This is a genomic window from Telluria antibiotica, from assembly GCF_011682055.1.
GTDB classification, from domain to species: domain Bacteria; phylum Pseudomonadota; class Gammaproteobacteria; order Burkholderiales; family Burkholderiaceae_D; genus Telluria; species Telluria antibiotica.
On record NZ_JAAQOM010000002.1, the window covers coordinates 471099 to 497226 of the forward strand.

The following is a 26128-nucleotide window of genomic DNA, read 5'->3' on the forward strand; positions in this document are numbered from 1 at the left end:
CTCCGCCGTCTTCCGCTCAATCCTCGACACCCGCCCCGCACGGCGGCTCACCGCGGCATTCTGGATGCGTTGCATGCCGACCGTTATCGGAAGAAGGAAATGAACGAGAACGATGCCACACTGGACCGCCGCGATGCCGCGACACGACACCGCCACGACGGCCTTTCCGCCGCCGAGGCCGCACACAGGCTCGCCGCCGACGGTCCCAACGCCCTGCCCGACCGCACGCGGCGTGGCTGGCACGTGATCCTCGGCGACGCGGCGCGCGAGCCAATGTTCCTGCTGCTGGTCGGCGCCGCGCTGCTCTACCTGCCGCTGGGGGAACCGCGCGAGAGCGCCTTCCTGTTGCTGATGGTCGTGCTCATGCTGGGCATGACGCTGTATCAGGAAGGACGGACGGAACGCGCATTGCAGGCACTGCGCGACCTGAGCGCCCCCACCGCCACGGTCGTGCGCGACGGCCGCAGATGGCAGGTGCCCGCCGCCGATGTCGTGCGCGGCGACGTTGTCGTGCTGACGGAAGGCGACCGCGTGCCGGCCGACGCCGTCGTCGTCGAGACGAGCGGCCTGCTGGCGGACGAGTCGTTGCTGACGGGCGAGTCCGTCCCCGTCGCCAAGCGGGCGGGCCTTCCCACCGCACCGCCCGTCCAGCCGGGCGGCGCCGATCTGCCATGGGTATTCGCAGGCACCCTGGTCGTGCAGGGAGACGCCCTGGCCCAGGTGGCCGCCACGGGCGCGCGCAGCGAGCTCGGACGCATCGGCGCGGCGCTCGGCGCGATCCGTCCGCCGTCCGGCCGCCTGCAGCACGACACCCACACGCTCGCGCGCCGCATGGCCGTGCTGGGCCTGGCGGTGAGCGTCCTGCTCGTGCTGCTGCTCGGCTGGCGCTCCGGCGACTGGCTGCAGGCATTGCTGGCCGGCGTGGCCCTGTCGATGTCCGTGCTGCCGGCCGAGTTTCCGGTCATCCTCACCGTGTTCCCCGCGATCGGCGCGTGGCGCCTGGCGCGCGACCGCGTACTGACGCGGCGCCTGGCCGCCATCGAAGTGCTCGGCTCGACGTCGGTGCTGTGCGTCGACAAGACCGGCACCCTGACGGAAAACCGCATGGCACTGCGCCGGCTGTGGCATGCGGGCGCCGGACACGACATGGTAGCGGGCGCGCCGCTGGCGCCGGCGCTGCGCGAACTGCTGGACGTCGCCGTGCGCGCGAGCCGTCCGCAATCGCACGACCCGATAGAGGAAGCGCTGCGGCAGGCGCAGGCGGCACAGGCGGCGGTGCCGGCACACGAGCCGGGGCACATGGTGCGCGAATATGGCCTGACGGCGAACCGGCCGGCGATGATCCGGATCTGGAGCGACGGCGATGTGTCCTTTGCCGCCGCCAAGGGCGCGCCGGAGACCATCGCCGCCCTGTGCCCCGAGAATCAGCGTACGCTGGCGCACGCGGCCGCGGCGGACATGGCCCGCGCCGGGTTGCGGGTCCTCGCCGTGGCCGAGGCCCGCGGCATCGCACCGCCCTGGCCGGACGACCCTGCGACGCTGCACTACAACCTGCTGGGCCTGGTGGCGCTGGCCGACCCGCTGCGCGCCGACATCCCCGACGCGGTGGCCGAATGCCGGCGCGCCGGCGTCAGGGTGCTGATGGTAACGGGCGACCATCCCGAGACGGCGGCCGCCATCGCGCGCCAGGCCGGCCTGGCCGACAGCGCCATCGTGACGGGCCCGGACATCGCGCGCCTCGACACGGAGCGGCTCGCCACCCGGCTCGAAGGCGTCAGCGTATGCGCGCGCATCCTGCCGGGCCAGAAGCTGGCCATCGTGCAGGCCCTGCAGCACCGCGGCGCCGTCGTGGCGATGACCGGGGATGGTGTCAACGACGCGCCGGCGCTGCGCGCCGCCGACGTCGGCGTGGCGATGGGACGGCGCGGCACCGACGTGGCGCGCGAGGCGGCCGAGTTGACGCTGCTCGACGACCGCTTTCCGTCGCTGGTGCTGGCGCTGCGCGCGGGCCGCCGCATCTTCAGCAACATGCGCAAGTCGATGCGCTACGTCGCCGCGGCCCACGTCCCGATCACCGTGCTGGCCCTGCTGCCGCCGCTGCTCGGCTGGCCGGTGCTGCTGTATCCGCCGCACATCGTATTCCTCGAACTGGTGATCGACCCGGCCTGTTCGCTGGCGTTCGAGAACGAGCCGGAAGAGCCGGACCTGATGCGCCGCCCGCCACGTCCGCCCGACGAATCCGTGCTGGACCGGCGCGCATTGCTGGCGGCGCTGCTGCGCGGGCTATGGGCGGCGGCGCTGCTGGCCGCGTGCTATGGCTGGGCGCTCGCCCGGCTGCCCGTCCGCCAGGCCGCGGCGACGGCATTCGCCGCGCTGATCCTGTGCAATCTCGGACTGCTGCTGAGCCATCGCCAGCGCGGTCTCCTGGCCGCGCTGCGGACCGTGAACGCCGTGTTCGTCGCCATCGCGGCCGGCGCGCTGGGCCTGCTGGCGGCGGCATTGTGGTGGCCGCCCCTTGCCGAGCTGTTCCGCTTCGCGCCACCGCCAGGCCGGTGGCTCGCGCTGGCCTTGCTGACCGCCGTCGCGATGCTCCTGGGCCTGCAGGCCACGCGTGCCGCCGGCCCGGGACGCTAGCCGTCCAACGCCAGCACCATCTCGACGTTGCCGTCGACGGCCGGCAGCAACTGGAATCCGCAGGCGCGCGCCAGCTGGTGCATCCCGACATTGTCGGCCAGGGCCACGCCGACGACGCGCTCGAGGTGGCGCGCACGGCAATAGTCGAGCAAGCGGCCCATCAGCAGGCGGCCCAGCCCGCGGCCATGCAGGTCGGACCGCACGATAATGGCGAACTCGCCCACGATCCCGTCCGGATCGATGGCGACGCGCACCACGCCCAGCGTCTCGGCCGTGCCGTCGGGGCCGGGCCGGGTGGCGATGAACGCCATTTCGCGCGCATAGTCGATCTGCGTGAAGCGCGCCAGCTGGGCCGGCGACAGCGCGCGCACGGTGCCGAACATGCGGAAATGGATGTCCTGCGGACTCAAGGCGGCGAAGAACGCCTCGTGGGCCGGTGCGTCTTCCGGGCGGATCGGCCGCACCAGCAGCGGGCCGAGCACGCTGTCCACGCGGCGTTCCAGGTCGTCGGGATACGGCAGGATGGCCAGCCGCGCGAGCGGGTCCTGGCCGGCGGGCGCCGGCGCGAGGCGCATCCGCGCATCCAGCGCGACGACGCCGGACGCGTCCGCCAGCAGCGGGTTGATGTCCAGTTCCGCTAGCTCGGGCACGTCGGCCGCGAGCTGCCCCACGCGCACCAGCACGTCGCAGAGCGCGTCGACGTCGGCGCGTGGATGGTCGCGGAAGCCCGCCAGCAGCCGTGCGGCCCGCGTCCGGCCCACGAGGTCGGCCGCGAGCACGCGGTTCAGCGGCGGCAGGGCGACGGCCTGGTCGGCCGTCACCTCGACCGCCACGCCGCCCTGGCCGAACAGCACGACCGGTCCGAACACGGGGTCGGTGGCGATGCCGACGATCAGTTCGTGCGCGCGCGGACGACGCGCCATGGCCTGCACCGTGAAGCCGGCCACGCGGGCGTGCGGGAGCGCGGCGCGCACGCGCGCGCGCATCGCGTCCTGCGCCTGCGCCAGCGCGGCGGCGTCCGCGAGGTCGAGCACGACGCCGCCGACGTCCGTCTTGTGCACGATGTCCGGCGACAGGATCTTGAGCGCGACCGGGTAACCGATCCGGCACGCGGCGGCCAGGGCACCATCGAGGTCGCGCGCCGTCTCCGTCCGTACGACGGGGATGCCGTAGGCGGCGAGGATCGCCTTGGCGTCGGCCTCGCCGACCGCCGTCGTACCCGCTTCCAGCAACCCGGCGACGCGCGCCCGCGCCGCGGCCCGGTCCGGTGCGGCCAGCGCGCCGGCCTGCGGTACCTGCATCAACGTCTTCTGGTTGCGCGCGTAGTCGACCAGTTGCAGGAAGCCGCGTACGGCCTCCTCCGGCGTGTCGAACACGGGCACGCCCGCATCGAGGCACAGGCCGCGCGCCTGGGCGACGCTCGCCCCGCCCAGCCAGCAGCACAGGACCGGCCGCTCCGCCGCGCGCAGCAGCGGCAGCAAGGCGCGGGCGATATCCGCGCTGGGCACGATGGCCGTCGGCGCATGGATCAGCAGGGCGGCGTCGGCACCCGGCTCGTCGAGCAGTGCCCGCAACGCCATGACATAGCGTTCGACGGGCGCGTCGCCGATGACGTCGACCGGATTGCCGTGCGACCAGGTGGCGGGAAGATGATCGGACAGGTGGGCCAGCGTGGCCGGCGCCAGTTGCGCGAGCGTGCCGCCGCCCGCGACCAGCGCATCCGTCGCCATCACGCCCGGGCCGCCGCCATTGGTCAGGATCGCGAGACGCGGCCCGGCCGGCCGGCGCGCCTGCGCGAGGATCGCGACGGCGTCGAACAGTTCGCCCGTCGAATACACGCGCAGCATGCCGGCGCGGCGCAGCGCGGCGTCGTAGACGATGTCCGAACCGGCGAGCGCGCCCGTATGGCTGAACGCCGCGTGCGCCGCCTCGGCCACCCTGCCCGCCTTGACGATCACCGTGGGCTTCGCGCGCGCCGCCCCGCGCGCCGCCGACATGAACTTGCGCGCCTGGCGCACGCTCTCGGCGTACAGCAGGATGGCGTCCGTGCCGGGGTCGCCGGCGAGATAGTCGAGCAAGTCGCCGAAGTCGACGTCGCTGCCGTCGCCCAGCGAGACGAAGCAGGAAAAGCCGATCCTGCGCGTGCGCGCCCAGTCCAGCACGGCCGTGACGAGCGCGCCCGACTGGGCGACGAACGCCAGGCGCCCGGGCAGCGCGGCCACCGGCGCGAAGCTGGCGTTCAGTCCGCGCCCCGGCACCAGCAGGCCCACGCAGTTCGGGCCGAGGATGCGCAGCAGGTGCGGCCTGGCCGCGTCCAGCATCGCCTGGCGCAGCGTGCCGCCGCCGGGCGCCTGCGCGTCGAGCCCGGCGCTCAGGACGACGGCCGCCTTGCAGCCGCGCTCGCCCAGCGTGGCGATGATGTCCGGCACGGTGGCGGCCGGCGTGCAGATCACGGCCAGTCCCGGCGCCCGCGGGAGGTCGGCCACGTCGCGAAAGACGGGCAGGCCGCCGAGTGCCCCGTACTTCGGGTTGACGGGCCAGACCGGACCGGAGAATCCCCCGCCGGCGACGTTGGCCAGTACCGTGGCGCCGACGCTGCCGGGACGCGCCGACGCGCCGACGACGGCGACCGAATCCGGCGCGAAGACATGGTTCAGGTACCGCATGCTCATGTTGCCTCTCCCGCGCCACGGCGCGTCGCCGTCACGCCACCTCGATGACGACTTTCATCGCATGGGTATCGGCCGCGCGCCCGAACGTGTCGTAGGCGCGGTCCATGTCCTCGAAGCGGAACCGGTGGGTGATGAGCGTCGCCGCCTCGAGCTTGCGCGACAGCACGGCCCGGAGCAGTTGTGGCGTCGTCACGGTGTCGACCAGGCGCGTGGTGATCGTGATGTTGTGCGACCAGAGCCGCTCCAGGTGGAGGTCGACCTTCGTGCCGTGCACGCCGATGTTCGCGATCGTGCCCCCCGGCGCCACCAGGTCCTCGCACAGTTCGAAGCTGGCCGGGACGCCGACCGCCTCGATGACGACGTCCGCGCCGCGCCCGCCGGTGAGGCCCTTCACCAGGCCGGCCGTGTCGGCGTCCGGGGTCATCACATGGGTGGCACCGAAGCACTGTGCGATCTCGAGGCGATGGCGATCCGGATCGATGACGACCACGAGCGCGGGCGTGAAGAACTGCGCCGTCAGCAGCGCAGCCAGCCCGATCGGCCCGGACCCGACGATGGCGACGCTGCAACCCGGCTGGACCTTGCCGTTGAGCACGCCGCACTCGAACCCGGTCGGCAGGATGTCGCTGAGCATGGTCAGGGCATCCTCGTCGGCGCCGTCCGGAATGTGGTGCAGGCTGAAATCCGCGTGCGGAATCCGCACGTACTCGGCCTGGGTGCCGTCGATGCGGTTGCCGAGGACCCAGCCACCGTCGAGGCAGTGCGAGTACATCCCCTTGCGGCAATATTCGCACCGGCCGCAGGACGTGATGCACGAGATCAGCACCGGGTCGCCCGGGCTGAAACCACGCACCGCGCTGCCGACCTCCTCGATCGTGCCGACACCCTCGTGGCCGAGAATCGTGCCCGGCAGACACGTCGGCACGTCGCCCTTCAGGATGTGCAGGTCGGTGCCGCAGATCGTGGTCCGCCGCAGGCGCACGATGGCGTCATCCGGTTGCCGGATGGCGGGCATCGGGCGCTCTTCCAGCCGCCGCGCGCCTGGTCCGTGGTAGACGAGGGCTCGCATGATGGGTCTCCTCAATGGATGTCGAGCCGGTGCATGCCGGCGCCCGCTTTTTTCGGCAGGGTCAGCTTGAGGACGCCGTGCTCGTAGCGCGCTTCCGCCTTCGCGTCGTCCACCGGGTTCGGCAGCGTGAACGCCCGGTACTGCTGGCCCCAATGACGTTCGCTGTGCACGGTGTTGCCGCGCTTTTTCTCCGTATCCTGCTTGCGCTCGGCGGAAATCACGACGCGGTTGCCGTCGATCTCGACCTTGATGTCGTCCTTCTCGACGCCGGGGATATCGGCACGGATATCGTATTCCTGCTCGGTTTCGTCGATGTCGAGCCGGATGGCGGGGACGTCCGAGCGCCACTGGCCCGGCTGGCGGAACGCACGCAGCATGTCCTCGACATTGCGGACGGGATCGAACGACATCAGGTCGGTGAACGGTTCGAACGGTTTCAGATGGTGAGACATGATGACTCTCCCTATATGGATTGCCGGGCGATGACATGGACGGCCTGCGCGGCGCCGGCGGGAGGCGCAGGCCGCGGCCGCTAGGCCTCGACGGCTTCATGCATGCCGCCCGCAATGGCTTCCAGGCGGCGCATGTCCAGAATCTCGAGTTCGCGGCGCTCCAGATGGATCAGCCCCTGATCGCGGAAGCGGGCCAGGAGGCGGCTGACGGTTTCCAGCTGCAGGCCCAGGTAGCGCGCCATGTCGTCGCGCGACATGCGCAGCTGAAAACGGCGCGGCGAAAAGCCGCGCATGGCGTAGCGGGCCGACAAGTTCAGCAGCAGGCTGGCCATGCGCTCGTCCGCGCGCAGGATGCCCAGGAAGCGGATCGCGGACTGGTCGCGCAGGATCTCCTGGCTCATCATGCGGTGGAAATGCGCCATCACCTGCGGAAGCTCGGCCATCAGGGCCTGCAGGCGTGCGTAGGGCACTTCGCACACTTCGCTGTCTTCCAGCGCGATGGCGGTGCTCGCATGCTCGCCGTTGCCGATCGCATCCATGCCCATCAGATCGCCGGCCATCTGGAATCCGGTGATGTAGCGCTCGCCTCGATGATCGTCGCGGCACGTCATGAAATGGCCGAAGCGCAACGCGTACAGGTTGGCGAACGGCTGGCCGGCACGGAACAGGACGTCGCCGCGCGCGAGCCTGCGCCGACATCCGATCACGCTTTCCAGCCTTGCCAGGTCGCGGTCGCCCAGCCCCAGGGGCAGGCACAACGTACGGTAGGCGCACCGCCCGCATTTGGCACCGTTCGCCGCGGCGCCGCGCCCGTCCGGCTCAGCCGCCGGGACGATCCGGTAGGTCTGCACAGTCATCGTCTGCTCCTTGCATGTCGTTGCCACCCATGCAAGCAGTATCGGACGGCGCCGCAATATCCGGCAGCGCGCATGCCGTCAAGTTCGGGTCAATTCGCCTTGACGCCGGACGTAGGGGATCCACTACGCCGCCCCGCCGTCCTTCAGATCAGGCCGTGTTCGAGCGCATACCGGGTCAGCTCGGCATTGCTCGACATGCCCATCTTGTCCAGGATGCGCGACCGGTACGTGGTGACGGTGTTCGGACTCAGATGCAGGCGTTCGCCGATCTGGACCAGCGGTTCCCCGCGCGCGATCGCCTTGAAGACTTCCAGCTCGCGGTTGGACAGCGCATCGTGCCCGGCGGCGGTACCGTCGCCGCTGACGAGCGCGGCCAGTTTCTCGACCAGGGACGGGCTGACGTACTTGCGGCCCGCCGCGGCGCGGCGGACGGCGTCGACCAGCACCGGCGTCGGCACGTCCTTGGTGAGATATCCCGCGGCGCCCTGCTTCAGCGCGCGCACCGCATAGATGTCTTCCGCGTACGTACTCAGGATCAGCACTGCCATGTCCGGACGCAGGCTGCGAAGCTGGCGCAGCAGGTCCAGTCCGCTCGTGTCCGGCATCGAGATGTCGAGCAGGGCCACGTCGAACGTCGCGTGGCGCACCAGGTCGAGCGCCTGGTGCGCATCGGCGGCCTCGCCCGCCACCGCGATGTCGCCTGCCGTGCCGAGCATGAGGCGCACCCCGTTGCGGGCGATGGCATGGTCGTCGACGAGAAGGACGCGGACTGGTTCAGGCGGCATGGCGCGCCTCGATCGGCACGCGGAGCGCGGCGACGGTGCCGCCGCCCGCGCGCCGCGTGATCGTCAGTTCGCCGCCGAGGCTGCGCGAACGTTCCCGCATGCCCACGATGCCCCAGCAGGCGTCCGGCGCCGGCCCCGCCGTCTCCGGCATGCCATGGCCGTCGTCCTCGATCGCGACCGACAGCCACCCGTCGACGAGGCCCACGCGCAGCCAGGCCTCGCGGGCCCGGGCGTGTCGCTGGATGTTCGTCAGCGCTTCCTGGACGATCCGGAACAGCATGATGCTGCGGTCCGGATCGAGGGCAAGGGCCGCGGCGCCGGGATCGATGTCGCAATGGCAGGCGAGGCCGGCACGCCTGGCGACCTGTGCCGTGTACCACTCGAGCGCGGTCCAGATGCCGAGCTGGTCGAGCACGCTCGGGCGCAGGTCGGCGATCACCCGCCGGACCGTGTCGATGGCTTCCTGGGCCAGGCCGGCCGTCTCCGCCAGCAACGGATCCGGGTCGCGGCCCGCCTGCGCGGCGCGCTCCCCGATCACCGAGACGTACGCCTTGATCCCGGTGAGCAGGCCGCCCAGCTCGTCATGCACTTCGCGCGCGATCCGCTGGCGCTCGTCCTCCCTGATCTTTTCCTGGTACGCCGCCAGGCGCCGCAGCTCGTCACGGGCCTGGGTCAGCTCCAGTTCGGTGAGCTTGCTGGCGGTGATGTCGATCAGCGTGCCCTGCATGAACAGCGGCCGCCCCGACTCGTCGTGCACGACGTCGGCCTGGTCGCGGAACCAGAGCACGTCACCCGTGCGCGTCCGCAGCCGGTATTCGAGGCGCAGCGGCAGTCCGCCCTCGCGGCAGCGCCGCACATCGGCGAGCACACCCTCCTTCTCTTGCGGGAGCATCCGGTCGGCATACAGTCCGGGGTCGCCCAGCCACTCCTCCGGCGTGTACCCCAGCATGCCGATCTGCGGACTGACGTAGTGCAGCCGGTCGGTTCCTCCCGGGGCCACGATATAGCTGATCGCCTGGGTCTGTTCGACGAGGGTGCGAAACCTCGCTTCGGCCCGGCGTTTCTCTTTCAACAGGCGCTGCTCGCGCTGCAGGCGTTCGATCGCCGCCGGCACCAGCTCGAGGTAACGCCCTTCCGCATCCTTGACGAGATAGTCGCGGGCGCCGCGCCGCATCGCCTCCATGGCGACGGCCGCGCTGTCGGCGCCGGTGAGCATCAGCACCGGGATCGCGCGCACCGCGGCCTCCGGATCCGCGCCGAGGCGTGCGAGGAAGTCGAGTCCCGTCAGGTCCGGCAACCGGTAGTCGAGCAGGATGCAGTCCGGCCGGCATTCGCGCGCGAGATGGAGTCCGTGCTCCCCGTCCTCCGCCTCGATCAGCCGGAACGGCCCGGCCGACGTGTCGCCCAGCCGCCGCCGGCATGCCATGCGATCGACGACATCGTCCTCGACGATCAGGACAAGAATGGTGTTCATGTCATGCCTGCCCGCCGATGGTCCGGTACGCGTCGATGGAGCGCATCACCTCGACGAACCGGCGGTAATCCAGCGACTTCGCCATGTAGCCGGCAATGCCGAGGTCGAAGCTGCGCACCTTGTCCGCCATCTCCTCGGACGTGGTCAGCACCACCATCGGGATCCGGCGCAGGCGCTCGTCGCACTTCACGTGCTCCAGGAACTCGATGCCGTTCATGACCGGCATGTTCAGGTCGAGCAGCACGAGACAGGGCGGCTCGGCCGCGTCGCGCAGCCAGGCGAGGCCCTGCTCGCCGTTCTCGCACACAACGAGGGGATTGTCGACATGGATTTCCTTCAGGGCGCGCCGGGTGGCCAGCACGTCGACCTGGTCGTCCTCGATCAACAAGATCGGTCGGACGGACGATGTCATGGCCGCACCATCCGCGCGCCAAGATGCGCCTTCGGGATGCTGAAGTAAAAGGTGCTGCCCTCGCCCGGCACCGAGTCGACCCACACCTGCCCGCCCAGCAGGTCGACGATCTTGCGCACGAGCGCAAGGCCGACGCCGGTGCTCTCGACGCGGTCACGCGGCGCCAGCGTCTGGAACAGCTGGAAGATGCGGTCGTAGTGGCGCCGCTCGATGCCGGGGCCGTTGTCGGCCACGGCGAAGCACCAGCTCTCGCCTTCGTCGGCGCAGCTCACGTCGATCCGCCCGGCGGGCTTGTCCATGTACTTGATCGCGTTCGAGATGAGATTGTGGAACACCTGGCGGATCCGCGTCGGCTCGGTCCACAGCACCGGCAGACCGGGCGCGACCGTCACCACGATCGACGGCGGCGGCGCCAGCAGGTCGACGACCTCCGCCACCGCCGCGTTCAGGTCGACCATGCGCAACGTGCCGCCCTCGCGTCCCAGGCGCGAATACTGGAGGATGCCGTCGATCAGGTTCCCCATCCGGTGCACGCGACTGATCAACAGGCGCATGTGCTCGCGGCCTTCGTCGTCGAAACAACCGGCGTAGTCCGTCGCGACCCAGTCCGCCAGCGCGCCGATCGCGCGCAGCGGCGCCTTCAGGTCGTGCGACACCACGTAGGCAAAATTGCTCAATTCCTCGTTCGCGGCGCGCAGGCCCTGCAGCAGCGCCGCGGCTTGCCGCTCGCTTTCCTTGCGCGCCGTGATATCGCGCACGAGCCCGGTGAACATGCGCGCGTCGCCGATGCGCATCTCGGTCACGGCCAGCTCCATCGGGAACACGGTGCCGTCCTTGCGCAAGCCGTGCACTTCGCGGCCGCTGCCGATGATCCGCCGTTCTCCCGTCCTCAGGTAATGGCGCAGGTAACCGTCGTGGCGGTCGCGGTCCGGCGACGGCATCAGGACCGATACGTTGCGCCCGGACAGTTCCGCTTCCGCAAAGCCGAACATGCGTTCGGCCGCGGGGTTGACCCGTTCGATGAGCCCTCGCTCGTCGATCGTGATGATGCCGTCGGCCGCTGTCTCGAACACCGCCCGCATGCGCGCTTCGCTGTCGCGCAACGCCTGTTCGGCACTGGCCCGGGCGCACACGTCGTGCACGGTGGCCAGTGTCAGCACCGTGCCGTCGGCCTCGAGCGGCGTCAGGCTTACCTCCACCGGGAACGTCCTGCCGGCGCAATCGACCGCGGTGAAGCGCCCGCTGCCCATCGCGCGTGCACTGTCGCCGTGACGGCGCAGCAGCGCATGCCGGCCGCGCGCTTCCGGTGGGACCAGGATCTCGACCGGTTCGCCGATCAAGTCGTCGGGGGCCCAACCGAACAGCGCCGCCAGCGGACGGTTGGCCTGGACGATGATGCCGGCGCCGTCGCATACGAGCATCGGATCGCGCGCGGCGGACAACAGCCAGTCCAGACCGGTGGGGACGAATTCTGAATCCATGATTACGCCGTCAATACATGAACTCGACCATGATAAGCCGACTTTCGGCCGATATCAAAGCAGTTGCGGATATTCAGGTGCTACGCAGAAAAAATCATTACTTTTTGATCTCCATCAAATGCATGCCTGACGGCGACATCGTGGGGCGATACAGTGAAACCGACAGCTTCACCCGCCAATGTCCTCGTCCCGGAAAGGAACGCGCCATGTACAAGACCATCGTAGTTCACATCGACGGCAGCCACCAGCAGGACAGCAGGCTGCGAGCTGCCGCCCGGCTCGCCATGGACCACGACGCCCATCTCGTCGGCGCCGGCATGACGGGCATGTCCTGGCGCGACTTCGCGCTGCTGACCGGATCGATGGGCGCGCCAGTGATGCCCGGCGCGGATTTCCAGGGCATGCGCGACGCGGTCAGTGTCCGTCTCGAAAAGTTCGCGGACGATGCCCACCGCTTCGGGGTCGCCTCGCTCGAGTCGCGCCTCGTGGAAGACGAGCCCGGCTACGCACTGCTGATGCAGTCGCGCTATGCCGACCTTACCGTACTCAGCCGGGATAACGAACCCGACCCGGCGCTGCCGGTGCGCGCCCGTGCCCTGCCCGAACACGTCGCGCTGCGTGGCGCGCGGCCCGTGCTGGTCGTCCCGGACACCTACCGCGGCGAGCCCATCGCAAACACGGCCGTGGTCGGCTGGGACGGCAGCATGCAGGCCATCCGCGCCATCGAGGGCGCGCTGCCGCTGCTGCAGCGCGCCGAAAGCGTCGAGCTCGCGCTGATCAACCCCGACGAACTGTCGGAACTGCATGGCGAGGAGCCCGGCGCCGACATGGCGCTCTACCTGGCGCGCCAGGGCGTGCAGGTGGACGTCATCGTCGAGCGCACGCGGTCCACCACGGGCGACGCCCTGATGGCGCTGGCCCGCACCTGCGGCGCCGGATTGCTGGTCGTGGGTGCCTACGGCCACAGCCGCTACCGCGAGTGGGCCCTGGGCGGGGTGACGCGCGAAGTCCTCGCGCGCGCGCCCGTGCCGTTGCTCCTCGCACACTGAACGGACGTGCGCACGGTGCGCCGGCGCCGGGTCGACCGTACGGCGTCGCATCAGCGACGCATCGCCGCGCCGAACCGGGCGAGCGAGACGCCGAACAGGACGGCGCCGATCAGCAGCAGCGCCAGCATCCGCGGCCATACCACGTCGAGGCCCGCGCCCCGGAACAGGATGGCCTGGCTCAATTCGACGTAGTGCGTGGTCGGCGCCGCGAGCATCGCGTCGCGCAGCAGCCACGGAATGCTTTCGCGCGGCGTGTCGGCGCCCGACAGCATCTGCAGCGGCAACAGGACCAGAACGACGAGGATCCCGAACTGCGGCATGCCGCGCGCCAGCGTCGCCAGCAGGATCCCCAGCGACGTCACGGCGAACAGATGCGCCACCGTACCGGCCAGGAACAGCGCGACGGATCCGCCGAGCTGCACGCCCAGCAGGCCACGCACGACCCCCAGCAGGGCGACCAGCGTCGCCGCCAGCACGACGCTGCCCATCGACCAGAGCTTGGCGAGCATGATCTCGAGCGGGGTGACCGGCATCACGAGCAGGTGCTCGACGGTGCCGTGCTCGCGCTCGCGGATCAGCGCCGCGCCTGTGAGGATCACCGACAGCATCGTGACGTTGTTGACGAGTTCCGCGACGCCGCCGAACCACGACGGCGCCAGCGCCGGATTGAACCGCGCCCGCACCGACAGGTCGACCAGCGCGGCCGCAGCGCCGCCGCCGCGGTGGAGGAACCTGTCGATTTCCCCGAGCGCGATCTGCTGGACGTAGGTGCTGCCGGAAAAGGCCTGGCTCATGCGGGTCGCGTCCACGTTCAGCTGCAGCACGGCGGAGCGTTGCGCCAGGACGCGGCGCTGGAAGCCGGCGGGAATCACGAGGACGAACGTGGCGCGGCCGCGGTCCAGCCGGGCGTCCGCCTGTTCCAGCGAGATCGGCTCGGGCGGCAGGAATTGCGGCGGCGCGAAGGCGGCGCGAATGCGCTGGGACAACTGGGATTCGTCCTCGTCGACGACCGCCAGCGCGGCGCGCGTCAGCGTTTCCGGCTGGGCCGTCGCGGCGATGTACACGGCCGCCGTGAAGGTGTACAGGATCAGCAGCAGCATGACCGGGTCGCGCCGGAGGCTCCACCATTCCTTGATGCCCAGGTGCCAAATCTTGCGTAGCGAGACGGCGGCCATGTTAGCGCTCCTGCTTCGGCAGCGCGGCGATCGCGAGGCCCAGGATGGCCGGGACCGCCACCACGAGCGCCAGGAAGTCGGGCGCGAGTTCGGCAAAGCCGAGCGCCTTGGCAAACACGCCGCGGCTGATCGTCAGCATGTGCGAGGCCGGATACGCTTCCCCGATCGCGCGCCCGACGCCTTCCAGCGCCACCACGGGATCGATGAGACCGGCGAACTGGATGGCCGGCACGATGGTGCCGATCATCGTGAAGAGCAGCGCCGCGATCTGGCTGCGGGTGAAGCTGGACGCCAGCAGGCCGATGCCGGTCGAGCAGATGGCGTACAGCAGGGCTGCCACCGCCAGCGCCGGCGCGCTGCCCTTGAGCGGCACCTGGAACACGGTCACCGCCATCAGGCACATCAGCACGAAGTTCGCCATCGCCAGCACGACGTACGGCGCCTGCTTCCCGAGCAGGAATTCGCTGCGCCCGACCGGCGTCACGTACAGGTTGACGATCGACCCCATCTCTTTTTCGCGCACGACGGCCAGTGCCGCCTGCATCGCCGGCAGCATCAGCATGAGCAGCGCCATGATGCCCGGCACCATCGCCGGCAGGCTGCGCACGTCGGGGTTGTAGCGGAACCGCGTCTCGACGGTCGCGGCCGGCGCCGCGGCCGCGCCCGCAGCCACGGCGCGGCTGCGCAGCCACTCCCCGTGCATGCCTTGCAGGTACGCCTGCACGGTTTCCGCCCGCACGGGCATCGCGCCGTCGATCCACGCGCCGACCTGCACCGGCCTCCCGTGCGCGGCGGCGCGCGCGAAGCCGGGCGGGATCTCGACGGCCAGCGCCAGTTCGCCGGCGCGCATCCTGGCATCCATGTCCGCGTAGTCCGCCAGCGCGGGACGTTCGACGAAATAGCGCGAGCCAGCCAGGTTGAGCGCGTAGTCGCGGCTGAGGGCCGTCTGGTCGCGGTCGAGCACCGCGAAGCGCAGGTTGTCGACGTCCATGTTGAGGCCATAACCGATCACGACCATCAGCAACAGGGAACCGCACAGCGCGAGGACGGAACGCGCCGGGTCGCGGCGCAGTTCCAGCGCTTCGCGCCAGGCATAGCCGGCCGCGCGCCGCAGCCAGCCGCCATGCGCGGCCGCGCCCGCCGCGGGCAGCGGCGGCAGCGGGCGATCGGCGTCCGGCGCGGCCGCGCGCAGCCAGCCGATGAACGCGTCCTCCAGGGTGGCGGCGCCCCGTGCGCCGCGCAGCCCGGCCGGGGTGCCGCTGGCCAGCACGCGGCCGGCGTGCATCAGCGCCACGCGGTCGCAGCGCTCGGCCTCGTTCATGAAATGCGTCGAGATGAAGATCGTCACGCCGTCGCCACGCGCCAGTGCCAGCAGCGCTTCCCAGAACTGGTCGCGCGCGATCGGATCGACACCCGACGTGGGTTCGTCCAGGATGAGGAGTTCCGGCTGGTGGACCAGGGCCACGGCAAGCGACAGGCGCTGGCGGGCTCCCGGCGGGAGGTGGCCCGGCAAGGCGTCGAGCATCGTCTCCAGGCCGAAGCGCGCCGCCAGGGCGGTGCAGCGCGCCTCGAGCGAGGATTCGGGCAGGTCGAACAGACGCCCGTGCAGCAGCAGGTTCTGGCGCACGGTCAGTTCCTGGTAGAGCGAGAATCCCTGCGACATGTACCCGACCCGGCGCCGCGCCTGCGCGCCGCCTTCGCCCGCCGGCCGGCCGAACAGCGTCGCCGTGCCGCCGCTGGGCGGCAGCAGTCCGGTCAGCATCTTCATCGTGGTCGTCTTGCCGCAGCCGTTGGAGCCGATGAAGCCGAAGATCTCGCCGCGCGCGATGCGAAAGCTGACGTCCTGCACTGCGGCGAAGTCGCCGAAACGGCGCGACAGGCCGTCGGCCTCGATCACGGTCTCGTTCTCCGCGACCGGTTCGCGCGGCCGCGTCCGCAGCGGGCGGTAACCTGCGCGCCGTGCCGGCGGCAACAAGGCGACGAACGCCTGCTCGTAGCTGGCGCTCCCGCTCTCTGCCAGCAGAGCGGCCGGCGTGCCGCTTGCCAGGACGCGGCCGGCGTCCAGCGCAACCAGCCAGTCGAACCGGCGCGCCTCGTCCATGTAAGCCGTCGCGACGACGACGCTCATGCCGGGCCGGGCCTGCCGTATGGCGGCGATCAGCGTCCAGAACTGGTTGCGCGCCAGCGGATCGACGCCGGTCGTGGGCTCGTCCAGGATCAGCAGGTCGGGATCGTGCACCAGTGCGCAGCACAGCCCGAGCTTTTGCTTCATGCCGCCCGACAACTGGCCGGCGGGCCGGTCGATGAACGGCAGCAAGCCCGTGCTGGCCGCCAGCATGTCGATGCGTGCGCGCCGCTCGCCCGGACCGAGCCCGAACAGGCGCGCGAAGAACTGCAGGTTTTCCCCGACGGTCAGGCTCGGGTACAGGTTGCGTCCCAGCCCCTGCGGCATGTAGGCGATGCGCGGACAGACGGCGGCGCGGAACCGGGCGGCGGACATGTCGCCGCCCAGCACCTCCACCCTTCCCTCGGCGGCCTTGCGGGCGCCGGCGACGACGGCGAGCAGGCTCGACTTGCCGACGCCATCCGGTCCGATCAGCGCCGTCATCTGTCCGGCGGGCAGGCTGAGCGCGACGCGCTCGAGGGCGCGTACGGCGCCGTAGCGCACGGACACGCCCTCCAGGCGCGCGACGGGCGCGGCACCCGGGTCCGTCACGGCGTGCCCCGCAGCGCCAGTTCGGCGGGCCACGGACGGGCCGGGTCGATGCGGATCCAGGCCACGCCCGGCACCCCGGCCTTGACCTGCTCCGGATAGCGTTCGAGCAGCCGCCGGTCGACTTGCGCCTTCACCCTGAACATCAGCTTCTGCCGTTCACTGGCGGTCTCGACCGATTTCGGCGTGAACTGGGCGCTGCTGGCCACATAGCTGACCGCGGCAGGCACCACGAAGCCCGGCGCCGTGTCGAGCACGAGCCGCACTTCGGTGCCGAGCGCAATACGCCCCGCGGCGGCCTCGGGCATGAAGAAGGTCATGTACACGTCCTTCAGGTCGATCATGTTCAGCACCTTGCCGCCCGCCGGCAGCACTTCGCCCGGCTCCGCGACGCGGTACTGCACCCGGCCGGCGCGCGGCGCCACGAGCACCTCGTCGCGTAAATCGGCGTCGATCGTCGCGGTGGCGGCCGTAGCGGCCTGGACGGCGGAACGGCTCTGCACGACGACGGCTTGCGCGGCCGCGACGGCCGCGCGGGCGGCCTCGACCTGGGCAGCGGCCGCCACCAGCGTCGCGCGCGCGCCGTCCACGCGGGCGCGATCGTCGTCGAGTTCCTGCAACGCGGCCGCACCCGCCTGCGCCAGCACCGTCGACCGGGCCAGCCGCCGCCGCGCCGCGTCCAGGTCGCTGTCCCGTTGCACCCGGATCGCCTCGGCCGCCGCCAGGTCGCTGCGCCGCATCGCGAGCTGCGCCTGCGCGCCCGCCACGGCATCGCGCGCCTGCTGCTCGCGCGCCAGCGCCTCGCTCCTCTGCGCACGCAGCGTGCCGGCATCCATGCGCGCCAGCACCTGGCCGGCCCGCACCGGATCGCCCTCCGCGACCAGCACGTCGGCCAGCCTTCCCGGCAGCTTGCTGGCGACGTCGATCTCGACGGCTTCGATCCTGCCGTTTCCGCTGACGAACCCGGGTCCGGGGCCCTGCTGCCGCGTCACCCGCCAGGCATGGACGGCACCGACGGCCAGCGCCAGCAGGACCACGCCCACGGCCAGGCGCTTCATGGCTCTGTTGTTCGCCGCCTTGGCGGCGAGCGGCTCGCGGCGCGTTTCCAGCGTGTCCATGGCAGGTGTTCGATCGTGTCAACCCGGCTCACTATAGGGGCCCGGCGACCGCGCACGGTATGACCCAAATCAAATTCAGCCGCCTGGCCTCGTCTTCATTGCCTTCATATCGGTTTTTGACCTAAATCATACCTAAGACCCAATGCGCAAGACTACGATTGATCCAACACAAATCGATGACCGAGGGAGCAAGCCATGAACAAACGACATATCCGTGTCCTGCAAGGGCTCTGCGCGGCGCTGCTGGCCGGTCCCCTCCTCGCGCCGGCACAGGACAAGCCCGCCGCGCCGGCGGATACCACGTCATCGGCCGAGCGCCACAACGCGACGGCCGAACGGCACGTCATGCAGGCCGTCGACGTCGTGCACCGGATGGAACTGGACGCCGGCATCCGCCCCCTGCTCGCGCGCTCGAAGGGGGTGTTCATCGTGCCGGCCTACACGCGGGCGGCCATCGGCATCGGCGCGGAAGGCGGTGCGGGACTCCTGCTGCTGCACGACGCGGAAGGCCGCTGGTCCGGTCCGGTGTTCTACAACACGGGCGGCGTGAGCCTCGGGCTGCAAGTGGGCGCGCAAGGCGGCATGCTCGCCTTCGTCCTCAACAACCAGAAGGCCGTCGACGCGTTCCTGAAGAAGACCAGCGTCTCGCTGAACGCGAAAGCCGGGTTGACGATCGTGAACTGGAACAGGATGGTCCAGGGAGCGGCCGGCGCGGGCGACGTCGTCGCCTGGTCCAACAGCCGGGGGGTGTTCGGCGACGCCGCCACGATCGAACTGAGCGGCGTACGCTACAGCCAGAACCTGAACGACGCCTACTACCACCGCACCCTGTCGGCGAGCGACATCATCGCCGGCAAGACGGGCAATTCGCAGGCCGGCCTGCTCGTGCAGACACTGGCGAGCGCGACGCAGCCATGACGCACCGGCAGCACATCGAGGAGCTCAGCATGGATTACAAGACCATTCTGGTCCACGTCGACGACACGCCGGAGATGCCGGACCGCGTCGCCTTCGCCGCCCGGCTCGCGAACGACAAGGGCGCGCACCTGGTCGGCATGACGCAGACGGGCATCTCCCGCTTCATCCGCGAGACGACCCTGCCCGGGGTGGAACTGGGCGACCTCGCGCCGCTGTTCGCGAACCTGCGCGACGCGGCCGGCCAGCGCGCCGCCCATTTCGACACCCTCGCGCAGCAGGCCGGCGTCGCCTCGTTCTCGCACCGCGTCGACGACGAGGGGCCCGGCCTCGCGCTTGCCTTGCGGGCCCTGTACGCCGACCTCGTGGTCGTCGGCGGGACCGCGCACGACGCGCCCGGCGTATCCGGCATTGCCGGCATTCCCGAATATGTCGCGCTGAACTCGCCCAGCCCCGTGCTCGTGCTGCCCCGGCAACGGGCATGCCCGCAAGCACCCCAGCGCGTCATGGTGGCCTGGAACGCCAGCCCGGAGGCGGCACGCGCCGCCCGCCTCGCGCTGCCGTTGCTCGTGCGCGCCAAACAGGTCGAGCTCGCCGTGTTCGACGAGGAGAGCTCGAGCGTACGCACGCCCGAAGACGCGGCGGACATGGCGCAATTCCTGGCCCGGCACGGCGTCGCCGTCGAGATATGCCGCCATCATCCGCGCGGCGCGGTCGGGAACGCCCTGCTGGTCCGGGCCGAGGACCTCAAGATCGACCTGCTCGTCATGGGTTGCTACGGACACTCGCGCTATCGCGAGATCCTGCTCGGCGGCGTCAGCCGCACCGTGCTGCGGCGCCTGTCGATGCCGGTCCTCCTGGCGCACTGAGCGCCCCAACCGATGTCCACGGAGCGCGCTGCCATGTTCAAGACGATCCTCGTACACGTCGACCTGTCCGTACACGCGCCGGCACGCATGCGCTACGCGGCGGCCCTGGCCCGCGCAACCGGCGCCGACCTCGTCGGCGCCGCGATGTTCGGCGTATCGCGTGCCGTCTTTCCGAACGGCTACCGCCAGGAACCCGGCAGCCTGAGCGCGAGCTGTTTCCAGCACCGCGCAGACCAGGCGCGGCACGCGCTCGCACGCTTCGAGGAGATCGCCGCCGAGATGCAGGTGGTGCACGAGGAACGCTTCATATGCGACCAGGCCGACGATGGCCTGGGCCGGATGGCGCGCTTCGCCGACCTGGTCGTCATCAGCCAGGACGACCCGACGGAATCGCTGCCTGACCTCTCCGTCCGCCTGCCGGAATCCGTGATCCTGAACTGCGCTCGGCCCGTGATCGTCGTGCCCCGCACCGATCCGGCGCCCTGGCACGGCGGGAAAGTGCTGGTGGCGTGGGACGGCAGCAAGGAAGCGTCGTTCGCACTCAGCGCGTCCCTGCCCCTGCTGCGGCGCGCGTCGGAAGTCATCCTGGCCGCCCTCGTCGACGGCGCGCCCGCCGAGGACGCATTCCGCGCCTCGCAGGCCGATCTGAAGCGGTTCCTCATCCGCCATCGCGTCGCGCCGCGCATACTGGTCCGCACGACGCGGCGCGACCCCGGCCATGACCTGCTGACGCTCGCCGACGAGGCCGACTGCCGGCTGCTCGTGATGGGCTGCTTCGGACATGGCCGCTTCCGCGAGCTGTGCCTGGGCGGCGCGAGCCGGACCGTCCTGGCGGACGCCCGCATGCCCGTGCTGTTCGCACACTGACTTCGCCGGCCGGCGCCCGTCACGTCCAGCCGAGCTGGTTGTCGACGACGGCCAGGCAATGCCCTCCACATCGAGGTATCGGCCAGACGCTGCGTTTGCTAACATGAATACGCATGCATTCGTCACGGAGGTGGACCCCATGGGCACGCCGGAAGCATTCATCCGTTGGTTCTCCGAGCTCGGCATCGGCGACGTACCGTCGGTCGGTGGCAAGAACGCGTCGCTCGGCGAGATGGTGCGGGAACTCGGCGGCCGCGGCGTGCGCGTGCCGAATGGGTTCGCCGTCACCGCGGCCGCCTACCGCGCCACGCTCGACCGCGCGGACGCCTGGCCACGCCTGCACGCGGTGCTCGACGGCCTCGACCCGGGCGACGTCGCGGACCTTGCCCACCGTGCCGCGCAGGCCCGCGGGATCGTCTACGGCTGCACGCTGCCGCCCGAACTCGAGGACGGCATCCTGCAGGCCTGGCACCGGCTGCGCGACGAGTACGGGGACGGCCTGACGGTCGCGGTACGCAGCTCCGCGACGGCCGAGGACCTGCCTGACGCCAGTTTCGCCGGCCAGCACGAATCCTTCCTGCACATCGACGAGGCAGGACTCGTGGACAGCGTGCGCCGCTGCTTCGCCAGCCTGTTCACCGACCGCGCGCTCGTCTACCGCAGCGCGAACGGCTTTGACCACTTCAAGGTCTACCTGTCGGTGGGCGTCATGAAGATGGTCCGTTCGGACCTCGCGAGCGCCGGCGTCATGTTCACGCTCGACACCGACACCGGCTTTCGCGACGTCGTGTTCCTGACCGGCGCCTACGGCCTGGGCGAGAACATCGTGCAGGGCGCGGTCGACCCGGACGAGTTCTACGTGTTCAAGCCGCTGCTGCGCGCGGGCCGGCGCACCGTATTGCGGCGCACCCTCGGCGGCAAGGAAGTCCGGATGGTGTACGCGCCGGCCGGCGTCTCCCCGGTCACGCGCAACGAGCCGACCGGCGCGGCGGAACAGGCCCGCTTCTGCCTCGACGACGACGCCGTGCTCGAGCTCGCCGACGCCGCGCTGCGCATCGAGGATCATTATTCCGCGCGCGCCGGGCGCCCGGTGCCGATGGACATCGAATGGGCGCGCGACGGCATCGATGGCAAGCTCTATATCGTCCAGGCCCGGCCCGAGACGGTCGCCTCGCGCAAGACCGGCACCGAAGTCGACGAGTATCGCCTGGAGGCAAAGGGGCCGCTGCTGGCTGCCGGCCGCGCGGTGGGCACCAGGGTCGCGTCCGGCAAGGCCCGCGTGATCGCCGACGTGGGCGCGCTCGGCCAGTTCCAGCCGGGCGAGATCCTCGTCGCGGCCACCACCATGCCCGACTGGGGCACCGTCATGAAGACGGCCGCCGCCGTCGTGACGGACCGGGGCGGACGCACCTGCCATGCCGCCATCGTGGCGCGCGAGATCGGCGTGCCGGCCCTCGTCGGCTGCGGCGACGCGACGACGGCCATCCGCACCGGCGACGACGTGACGGTCTCCTGCGCGGAAGGCGAAACGGGTCACGTGTACGCCGGCCGCCTGCCGTTCCGCCACACCGCCACCGACCTCGCCGCGCTGCCCATGCCGCGCACGCGGATCATGGTCAACATCGGCAATCCGGACACGGCCTTCCGCACACGTTTCCTGCCGAACGACGGCGTCGGCCTCGCGCGCATGGAATTCATCGTCGCCGAGCACATCCGCATCCACCCGATGGCGCTCGTCCATCCCGAGCGGATCGCCGATCCGGCGGCGCGCGCAGGCATCGAACGGCTCACCCGCAACGCGCCGTCGCCGGCGGACTATTTCGTGCGCGAGCTGTCCGAGGGCGTTGGCACGATCGCGGCGGCGTTCTGGCCGAAGCCGGTCATCGTGCGCATGTCGGACTTCAAGACCAACGAGTACGCGAGCCTGCTGGGCGGCGCCGTCTTCGAACCGCTCGAGGCCAACCCGATGCTGGGCTTCCGCGGCGCCGCCCGCTACACGCATCCCGCGTATGCGGAGGGCTTCGCGCTCGAATGCCGCGCCATGAAGCGCGTGCGCGACGAGATGGGCCTCGCGAACCTGCGCCTGATGATCCCGTTCTGCCGCCGCGTCGAGGAAGCGGAAGCCGTGCTGCGGTCGATGGCCGAGCACGAGCTGGAGCGGGGAAAAGACGGGCTCGAGATCTACGTCATGTGCGAGATACCCAACAACGTCATCCGCATCGACGACTTCGCGCGCCTGTTCGACGGCTTCTCGATCGGCTCGAACGACCTGACCCAGCTGGTGCTAGGCGTCGACCGCGATTCCGACATCGTCGCCTTCGACTTCGACGAACGCGACCCCGGCGTGCTGGAAATGCTGCGCCAGGCCATCGCCGGCGCCCGGCGCAACGGGCGCCACGTCGGCATCTGCGGCCAGGCGCCGTCGGACTATCCGGACGTGGCGCGCTACCTCGTCGAACAGGGCATCGATTCGATCAGCCTGAACCCGGATTCGGTGGTGGCGACCGTCCGCAGGCTCGTCGAGGTCGAGCGCGAGCTCGGCATCGCGCCGCGCGGGCAATAGGCGCGCACGCCATGGAAGCGCACATCCGGCGCATCGCACTCGTCACCGGCGGCGGCGACGCGCCGGGACTGAATGCGGCGATCCGCGCGGTCGTGCTGGCGGCAAGCCGCCTCGGCTGGGAATGCCACGGTATCCGCGACGGCTTCAACGGCCTGCTCGCACCGGCGCAATGCCTGGACGAGCCTGTCATGGCGCTCACGGTCCAGTCCGTGCACGGCATCGGCCATCTCGGCGGCACGATCCTCGGCAGCACCAACCGCGGCAACCCCATGCGCTATCCGGTGCGCCAGGACGACGGCACCGTGTCCGAACGGGACCGCGGCGGCGAACTGGTCGACCTGTTCCGCCAGCGTGGCCTCGACGCCCTCGTGATGATCGGCGGCGACGGCTCGATGGCGATCGCGGACGGGCTGCACCGGCGGGGCCTGCGCGTGGTCGGCGTGCCCAAGACCATCGACAACGACCTCGACCGCACGCAGCAGACATTCGGTTTCGACTCGGCGGTCGCGTTCGCCACCGAATGCGTCGACCGCCTGCACACCACGGCCGACAGCCAGCACCGGATCCTGGTCGTCGAGACGATGGGCCGCTACGCCGGCTGGATCGCGCTGCACGCGGGCATGGCCGGCGGCGCGCATGCGATCCTCCTGCCGGAGATTCCCTTCGATATCGACGTCGTCGCCGACGCGGTACGCCGGCGCGACGCGCTCGGCTGGCGTCATTCGATCGTCGTCGCGGCCGAGGGCGCGCACCCGCTGGACAGTGGCCGCGTCGTGCTGGAAGCCGCCGGCACCGGCCGCGCCGAGCGCCTAGGCGGCATCGGCGCCTGGGTCGAGGCCCGGCTGGCGGCGGCGACGGGCAAGGACTGCCGCAGCGTCGTGCTGGGCCACCTGCTGCGTGGCGGCCCGCCTTCCGCATTCGACCGGATCGTCGCCGCGCGCTTCGGCGCGGCTGCCGTGCGGACGCTGGCCGCGGGCGAATCGGGGGTCATGGTGACCCTCGCCGGCCAGGCCATCGCCACCGTGCCGCTGGCGGAAGTCGCCGGCCGCACCCGGCACGTGCCGCTCGACTGCGATACCGTGCGCACCGCACGCGAACTCGGCATCTGCCTCGGCGACCGCGCCCCGGCAGGCGCGGGCCGCTGATGGACGGGTCCGGCCCGAACCTGGCGCCGTCGCATGCCTCCGCGGCGTCGCGCGACCCGGGGCCGCGCGCCATCGTGGCAATCGTACCTGCTTGGCCTGCCGGTATTCCCGGCGCTGATCGGGATGGTGGCGCGGCTGGGCGATCTCGAACGGTTCGCCGACCTGATCCGCCGTGTCGAGCTGTAGAGCGAGTTTCAGTCACCACGGATTTCCTGATGAGTGAGCACCCGAATTGAAACACAGGGAAATTCATAAGGTCGAGCATCTTGGATGGCTGCGTGCCGCCGTCCTCGGCGCGAACGACGGCATCATTTCCACCTCCAGCTTACTGGTTGGAATCGCTGCGGCCCATGCCTCCCATAGCAATATGCTGCTGACCGGATTTGCCGGCCTGGTCGCCGGCAGCATGTCCATGGCGACCGGCGAGTATGTGTCCGTATCCTCGCAGGCCGACACGGAAAACGCGGCACTGAAGCAGGAACAGGCCGAGCTCGCCCATGACCGTGATGCGGAGCACCGCGAACTGGCCGGCATCTACGTAAGGCGTGGGCTGGATCGTTCCCTGGCGCAAGAGGTTGCCACGCAGTTGATGGCGCACGACGCCCTCGGCACGCATGCCCGCGATGAACTCGGCATTTCCGAAGCCACCCAAGCGCGTCCCCTTCAGGCGGCGCTTGCCTCGGCGTTGAGTTTCGCGGCCGGTGCCGCGATGCCGTTGACGATCACCGCCGTCACGCGGGCGGACATGCTCATCGGCGTCCTGGTGGCGGCCACGCTGGCCGGTCTCGCCGCGCTGGGAGCGCTGGCTGCGAAAACCGGCGGCGCACCGGCGCTTCCGGCCGCGCTACGCGTTACGTGTTGGAGCGCGCTGGCGATGGGCGCGACCGTTGCGATCGGCAGCGCTTTCAATGTGGGCGCCTGAGCTTCCGCTCATGCGTGGCCATGTGGCGCCGACAGGCTGCCCTTGTCGAAGGGCGCGCGGCCATGGCGCTCCATCCTAGCGTCCCATCGCCGGCAGCATGCGGCGCAAGGTACCGTCACGACGCACGACATGGTGAAACAGTGCCGCCACGACGTGCAGGCCAACCAGCCACAACAATATCCACATCGCCGTGGCGTGGATGTCCCCCGCCGTGTTGGCCCAGTGCGCCCCAGGGGCGGCGATTGCCGGCAGTGTGACGATGCCAAACGGGGTGACAGGCAAGCTGTGCGCGGAAGCAGACGCCCATCCAAGCGGCGGCCCGACCAGGAGAATCAGGTAGAACACCCGATGCGTCGTCCTGGCCAGAAACCTTTCCCAAGCCGGTGCATCGTGCGCCTCCAGAGCAACCGGATGCATCAGGCGGTGCACGAAACGTATCGCCATCACGATGAGCACCAGGACGCCGAACGAAAAGTGCAGGCTGATCACCGTACTCATGGGCGTGTTGCGCCCGATATGCGGCAGCAAGAATGCCGTCACGAACTGCACTACCAAAAGCAGGACGATCAGCCAGTGCAGGCCTTTCGCCACGGGTGAATAGGAATGCGACGTCGGCTTGGCATGCATGTATATCCCTTTCTGAAAACGAAATGATCACTATCGCGAACGGTCCGCCTGCAGGACAGGTGGCATGTCGACGCACGCACTTGGCAGGCAAAGCGCTCCCGACCGCCGGATATGTGCTGCGGCGCGCGTCCTGCGCGGTTTGCGGTACACGGTGAAGTCGTCCATTCCGGGTAACGGCACATCGAGCAGAACGGCACTCCAGTCCCCGGCGAGGGCACGGTGCGACCCGGTCACGCCATCCGCCGCATGTTCCGGATCATAGCCTGTCGCCACGGGTTGGTCGTAGAGATTGGCGGCGATGGCGTTCCCGTCCTCGATGCTCAGAATCC

21 protein-coding genes are annotated in these 26128 nt (G+C 70.4%); 9 read left to right on the plus strand and 12 right to left on the minus strand.

Features of this window, described 5'->3' with window-relative positions; translation table 11 throughout:
- Window positions 1-99 precede the first annotated feature (99 nt).
- Window positions 100-2634, plus strand: coding sequence for a cation-translocating P-type ATPase (locus HAV22_RS04960; RefSeq protein ID WP_166857088.1), 2535 nt, complete (start codon window positions 100-102; stop codon window positions 2632-2634).
- Here the strand turns inward: HAV22_RS04960 and HAV22_RS04965 are convergent.
- From HAV22_RS04965 to HAV22_RS05000, 8 genes are all read right to left on the minus strand, one after another.
- On the minus strand, window positions 2631-5306 hold the full coding sequence (locus HAV22_RS04965; RefSeq protein ID WP_166857091.1) for a bifunctional acetate--CoA ligase family protein/GNAT family N-acetyltransferase: 2676 nt from the start codon (window positions 5304-5306) through the stop codon (window positions 2631-2633). The two genes, HAV22_RS04960 and HAV22_RS04965, sit on opposite strands and share 4 nt — an antisense overlap.
- A 31-nt stretch (window positions 5307-5337) precedes the next feature.
- Entirely contained in the window at window positions 5338-6375 is a 1038-nt protein-coding gene (locus HAV22_RS04970; protein WP_166857093.1) for a zinc-dependent alcohol dehydrogenase family protein, read from the minus strand.
- An 11-nt stretch (window positions 6376-6386) separates the two neighbouring features.
- Window positions 6387-6827: an Hsp20/alpha crystallin family protein gene (locus HAV22_RS04975; RefSeq protein ID WP_166857095.1), complete on the minus strand. Its 441-nt coding sequence runs from the start codon at window positions 6825-6827 to the stop codon at window positions 6387-6389.
- Between the two features lie 80 nt (window positions 6828-6907).
- Complete coding sequence (locus HAV22_RS04980; protein ID WP_166857098.1) at window positions 6908-7684, minus strand: helix-turn-helix domain-containing protein; 777 nt, start codon at window positions 7682-7684, stop codon at window positions 6908-6910.
- 143 nt (window positions 7685-7827) lie between these two features.
- Complete coding sequence (locus HAV22_RS04985) at window positions 7828-8469, minus strand: response regulator (protein WP_166857100.1); 642 nt, start codon at window positions 8467-8469, stop codon at window positions 7828-7830.
- A complete protein-coding gene (locus tag HAV22_RS04990; RefSeq protein ID WP_166857102.1) occupies window positions 8459-9943 on the minus strand; it encodes a response regulator in 1485 nt (494 codons plus the stop codon). The genes HAV22_RS04985 and HAV22_RS04990 overlap by 11 nt, the downstream gene beginning before the upstream one ends.
- Before the next feature lies 1 nt (window position 9944).
- On the minus strand, window positions 9945-10355 hold the full coding sequence (locus HAV22_RS04995; RefSeq protein WP_166857104.1) for a response regulator: 411 nt from the start codon (window positions 10353-10355) through the stop codon (window positions 9945-9947).
- Window positions 10352-11836: a sensor histidine kinase gene (locus HAV22_RS05000; protein ID WP_166857106.1), complete on the minus strand. Its 1485-nt coding sequence runs from the start codon at window positions 11834-11836 to the stop codon at window positions 10352-10354. Before HAV22_RS05000 ends, HAV22_RS04995 begins: the two co-directional genes overlap by 4 nt.
- 140 nt (window positions 11837-11976) lie before the next feature.
- Here HAV22_RS05000 and HAV22_RS05005 point away from each other — a divergent pair, with 140 nt between their 5' ends.
- The gene (locus HAV22_RS05005; protein ID WP_371869542.1) at window positions 11977-12885 is read left to right on the plus strand and encodes a universal stress protein; all 909 of its coding nucleotides are present in this window, start codon (window positions 11977-11979) and stop codon (window positions 12883-12885) included.
- 50 nt (window positions 12886-12935) lie between these two features.
- On the opposite strand, the gene HAV22_RS05010 is transcribed toward HAV22_RS05005, so the two are convergent.
- Genes HAV22_RS05010 through HAV22_RS05020 form a run of 3 tightly spaced genes read right to left on the minus strand, consistent with a single transcriptional unit; the run spans window position 12936 to window position 17831 of the window.
- On the minus strand, window positions 12936-14060 hold the full coding sequence (locus HAV22_RS05010; protein ID WP_166857108.1) for an ABC transporter permease: 1125 nt from the start codon (window positions 14058-14060) through the stop codon (window positions 12936-12938).
- A gap of 1 nt (window position 14061) precedes the next feature.
- Complete coding sequence (gene rbbA, locus HAV22_RS05015; RefSeq protein WP_166857110.1) at window positions 14062-16776, minus strand: ribosome-associated ATPase/putative transporter RbbA; 2715 nt, start codon at window positions 16774-16776, stop codon at window positions 14062-14064.
- On the minus strand, window positions 16773-17831 hold the full coding sequence (locus HAV22_RS05020; RefSeq protein ID WP_166857288.1) for an HlyD family secretion protein: 1059 nt from the start codon (window positions 17829-17831) through the stop codon (window positions 16773-16775). Before HAV22_RS05020 ends, rbbA begins: the two co-directional genes overlap by 4 nt.
- Window positions 17832-18086: 255 nt before the next feature.
- Between HAV22_RS05020 and HAV22_RS05025 the strand changes: the two genes are divergently transcribed.
- From HAV22_RS05025 to HAV22_RS05055, 7 genes are all read left to right on the plus strand, one after another.
- Entirely contained in the window at window positions 18087-18809 is a 723-nt protein-coding gene (locus HAV22_RS05025) for a lipid-binding SYLF domain-containing protein (protein ID WP_166857112.1), read from the plus strand.
- Window positions 18810-18838: 29 nt separating this feature from the next.
- Complete coding sequence (locus tag HAV22_RS05030; protein ID WP_166857113.1) at window positions 18839-19675, plus strand: universal stress protein; 837 nt, start codon at window positions 18839-18841, stop codon at window positions 19673-19675.
- 33 nt (window positions 19676-19708) lie between these two features.
- Complete coding sequence (locus tag HAV22_RS05035) at window positions 19709-20542, plus strand: universal stress protein (RefSeq protein ID WP_166857115.1); 834 nt, start codon at window positions 19709-19711, stop codon at window positions 20540-20542.
- Between the two features lie 103 nt (window positions 20543-20645).
- Window positions 20646-23105: a phosphoenolpyruvate synthase gene (gene ppsA, locus HAV22_RS05040; protein WP_229421070.1), complete on the plus strand. Its 2460-nt coding sequence runs from the start codon at window positions 20646-20648 to the stop codon at window positions 23103-23105.
- 11 nt (window positions 23106-23116) lie between these two features.
- On the plus strand, window positions 23117-24250 hold the full coding sequence (locus tag HAV22_RS05045; RefSeq protein ID WP_166857117.1) for a 6-phosphofructokinase: 1134 nt from the start codon (window positions 23117-23119) through the stop codon (window positions 24248-24250).
- Between the two features lie 33 nt (window positions 24251-24283).
- Window positions 24284-24436 (plus strand): hypothetical protein, encoded by a 153-nt coding sequence (locus HAV22_RS05050; protein WP_166857119.1) that lies wholly within the window; start codon window positions 24284-24286, stop codon window positions 24434-24436.
- Between the two features lie 46 nt (window positions 24437-24482).
- Window positions 24483-25172, plus strand: coding sequence for a VIT1/CCC1 transporter family protein (locus HAV22_RS05055; protein WP_166857121.1), 690 nt, complete (start codon window positions 24483-24485; stop codon window positions 25170-25172).
- 75 nt (window positions 25173-25247) lie between these two features.
- Here HAV22_RS05055 and HAV22_RS05060 read toward each other — a convergent pair whose 3' ends face one another.
- A complete protein-coding gene (locus HAV22_RS05060; RefSeq protein WP_166857123.1) occupies window positions 25248-25799 on the minus strand; it encodes a cytochrome b in 552 nt (183 codons plus the stop codon).
- Window positions 25800-26128 lie beyond the last annotated feature (329 nt).